This window comes from Kaarinaea lacus (assembly GCF_975902315.1).
Genome location: NZ_CDLKIE010000320.1, coordinates 1 through 2,920 on the forward strand (window position 1 = coordinate 1; position 2,920 = coordinate 2,920).

At 43.6% G+C, this 2,920-nt stretch carries 4 protein-coding genes; 3 read left to right on the forward strand and 1 reads right to left on the reverse strand.

Going from position 1 to position 2,920, the window contains the following annotated elements; genetic code table 11:
• On the reverse strand, positions 1-199 hold a 199-nt coding region (locus ACWVCM_RS10305), incomplete at its 3' end, for a hypothetical protein (RefSeq protein WP_455201664.1).
• 333 nt (positions 200-532) lie between these two features.
• On the opposite strand from ACWVCM_RS10305, the gene ACWVCM_RS10310 reads away from it, so the two are divergent.
• The 3 genes from ACWVCM_RS10310 to ACWVCM_RS10320 all read left to right on the forward strand — a co-directional run.
• Positions 533-1,474 carry a chemotaxis protein gene (locus ACWVCM_RS10310; protein WP_455201665.1) on the forward strand — a complete coding sequence of 314 codons (942 nt, stop codon included), beginning with the start codon at positions 533-535 and terminating at the stop codon, positions 1,472-1,474.
• Positions 1,475-1,513: 39 nt separating this feature from the next.
• Positions 1,514-2,371: a CheR family methyltransferase gene (locus ACWVCM_RS10315; protein ID WP_455201666.1), complete on the forward strand. Its 858-nt coding sequence runs from the start codon at positions 1,514-1,516 to the stop codon at positions 2,369-2,371.
• Between the two features lie 237 nt (positions 2,372-2,608).
• A partial coding sequence (locus ACWVCM_RS10320) for a flagellar hook assembly protein FlgD (protein ID WP_455201667.1) occupies positions 2,609-2,920 on the forward strand: 312 nt, incomplete at its 3' end.

Consider the following 2,920-nt stretch of genomic DNA (forward strand, 5'->3'; position numbering starts at 1 on the left):
TCTCATTGCCTTTTTGCAAATCTATCACAGACGCCTTGGCCACGTGCTGTTCCATCTGCTGTAACTGTTCCGCCATATTTCTGGCGACTTTCTTTTCTTCCTGACTCAAGGAAAGGTCACGACGATAACTGTAGCGTTGGTTAACAGGAAGAGCGCCGTATGTTTTAGAGTACCCCGATTTACTCGTAATATTTTTCATGCTCCTGACTCCTTGTAAGGTTGTGTTGCATGTATTTCTGGTCTTGCTATTACTAAATCACGAATCGTATAACGGTCAATCAATCCGCCATCTAGATTTGTACTTCCTGGCAATACTAACGACAGATTTTCGACTTTCTTTAGAAAAAAATTGTAAGCCTCTGAATTAATGGAGTTTATTATTTTTCGTGGCCGAAATTCAGGCACAACCTAACCGATTTTTGTCAAAATCCGTTTCATGGAGCAACTTTTATGCCGAGGAATAAGGTTTAAGAATGAATCAAAAAGTGTCGATAAAGCTATTACGAAAATAACTTTATACTAGGTGTATGTGATGGCGGATGTCCTTTATGAAGTCGATCGACGGACTCAAATTGTCGGCGAAAATCGCCTGGAATTGCTTTTGTTCCGCTTGCACGGGGATCAACTTTACGGGATCAATGTTTTTAAAGTCCAGGAAGTGATCCGATGCCCCAAGTTGACACATATCCCTAATTCAAATGAAATCGTACGTGGCATCGCTAACATGCGCGGCAAGACTATTCCCGTTATAGATCTAGGATTGGCCCTGGGTAGACCGCCCCTCGAAGATCAATCAAACGCGTACATTATAATTGCTGACTATTACCGCAGTGTACAGGGGTTTTTGGTGAGCGGTGTGGATCGCATCGTCAATATGAACTGGGAGGAAATATTGCCGCCGCCCAAGGGATCCGGAGGTAGTCACTATCTAACTGCTGTTACAAATGTGGATAGCAAAATAGTTGAAATAATTGATCTGGAAAAAGTCTTGCATGAAATCACCGGAATAAACGTAGACGTATCGGAGCAAGTTGCATCGGAAATCGAGGAAAATCTTGCACGGGTTAAGACAGTTTTAGTCGCAGATGATTCTACGGTTGCCAGAAAACATATTAAGCGCACACTGGATCAAATTGGTGTGGAATGCATATTGGTAAAAGATGGCAAGGAAGCACTGGAATACCTGGAAAAAATATCTGTAGAGAAAGGTGAGGTAAGCGAAGATTTGTCAGTGGTTGTGTCAGATATCGAAATGCCGAATATGGACGGCTATACTTTAACGACAATGATTCGACAAAATCCTAAACTGAAAGATTTACATGTAATATTGCATACATCGCTAAGCGGTATCTTTAACCATGCCATGGTTGAGAAGGTTGGTGCTAACGAATTTGTTCCCAAGTTCAATGCTGACGACCTGGCGAATGCGATCGTTGCAGTGGTGGATAGCCCGGCCACCGATAATGCCGCATAATACGGAAAGTTATTAACAAATACATAGACTAAAACGATAGTGATCACAGCATCAATATCGCCGAACGAGTATGAGTCATTTCGAGAGTTTCTGGAAGATGCCTCAGGGATCGTATTAGGCGACAATAAACATTATTTGATTACCAGTCGAATCACCCGACTAATGACGGAATTATCTATCCAGTCATTTGGTGAGTTATTGGAGCGCATTCAGGAAGACCAACGTTTACGTCACCGCATCATGGATGCCATGACTACCAACGAAACCTCCTGGTTTCGTGATACCTATCCCTACGATTTTCTGAAAGAAAAGTTTTTCCCCGAGCGTGCCAAGGAGAGTAGTGAGCTTATTCGTGTTTGGTCGGCCGCGTGTTCTACTGGCCAGGAACCGTATTCCATCAGTATTGCATCCAATGAATTCATGGTTAAGAATCCAGGCCTGATATCCAACGATGGCGTTCAGGTATGGGGAACAGATATCTCCAGCAATGCGCTGAAACTGGCACGTGCCGGAGTTTATGATGATGTGGCGCTCAGTCGTGGCATGTCAGCAGATTTACGAAAGCGTTATTTTCGCCAGGAAGACAATCGATGGCGCGTCAGTGATGATGTGAAGAAACGGGTTAATTTTCAGGAGCTCAATCTGAAAACCGGGTTTGCCTCATTAGGCAAGTTTGACATCATTTTCTGTCGTAATGTGCTAATTTATTTTGCCCCTGCCCTGAAAGCCGACATTATGTATCGCATGTCACAATCCCTGAAACCAAACGGTTACCTTATTCTGGGGGGGTCCGAGACTATTTCAGGCTATTCTGAAGACTTTGATATCCTGCGCTGGAAATCGGTCGGTGTGATCTATCAGCTCAAAACAGACAAAAACAAGCTTCGTTTCGCCTAGTATCATCGATTGTAATACCTTGTTAATTATAAAAATTCAGTAGTAGGGTAATAACCGGCGGGCGATTGCCGCCTTGCCTGCGAGAACCAACCTGTCTCTAGTCGTAACTGATTGATCCCCTGTAAATAATCCTCATTGGCACGCTGGTTGCTCTATTCTCTACTGTGACCATTAACAACTTTTAGGTAAAGAATGGGTGTTTGCTGGTACAGATCAGCCAGCACTCAATGAATTAACATGTCGGTTTCACTACGTTCCAATCAGGCATTACAGGCGTCCACACTCATAGGCCGGTCGGTGTACGTGCCGTCGAATTATATGGAATTTACCAACAACGAAATCGTAAGCGTGTTGTTGTCACTGGAAGTAGATAGTCAAAATGTCATTCTTTATCTGGAAGATACCGCCGGTGAGACAGTGTTCCGCAAACACCTTGGTAGTCTTACTAAGGGCGATGTAGAAGTGGAGTTTGATCCTCTGGATGGTGGCGAAGTCAATCTTGGTAATGGTACTTATCTGTTGCGAGCAGAAGCAGAGGTTAATCATCAA

Bases quoted from the DNA above. Each gene is read 5' to 3' on its own strand.
- ACWVCM_RS10310 (WP_455201665.1), top strand. From the start codon at position 533: ATGGCGGATGTCCTTTATGAAGTCGATCGACGGACTCAAATTGTCGGC.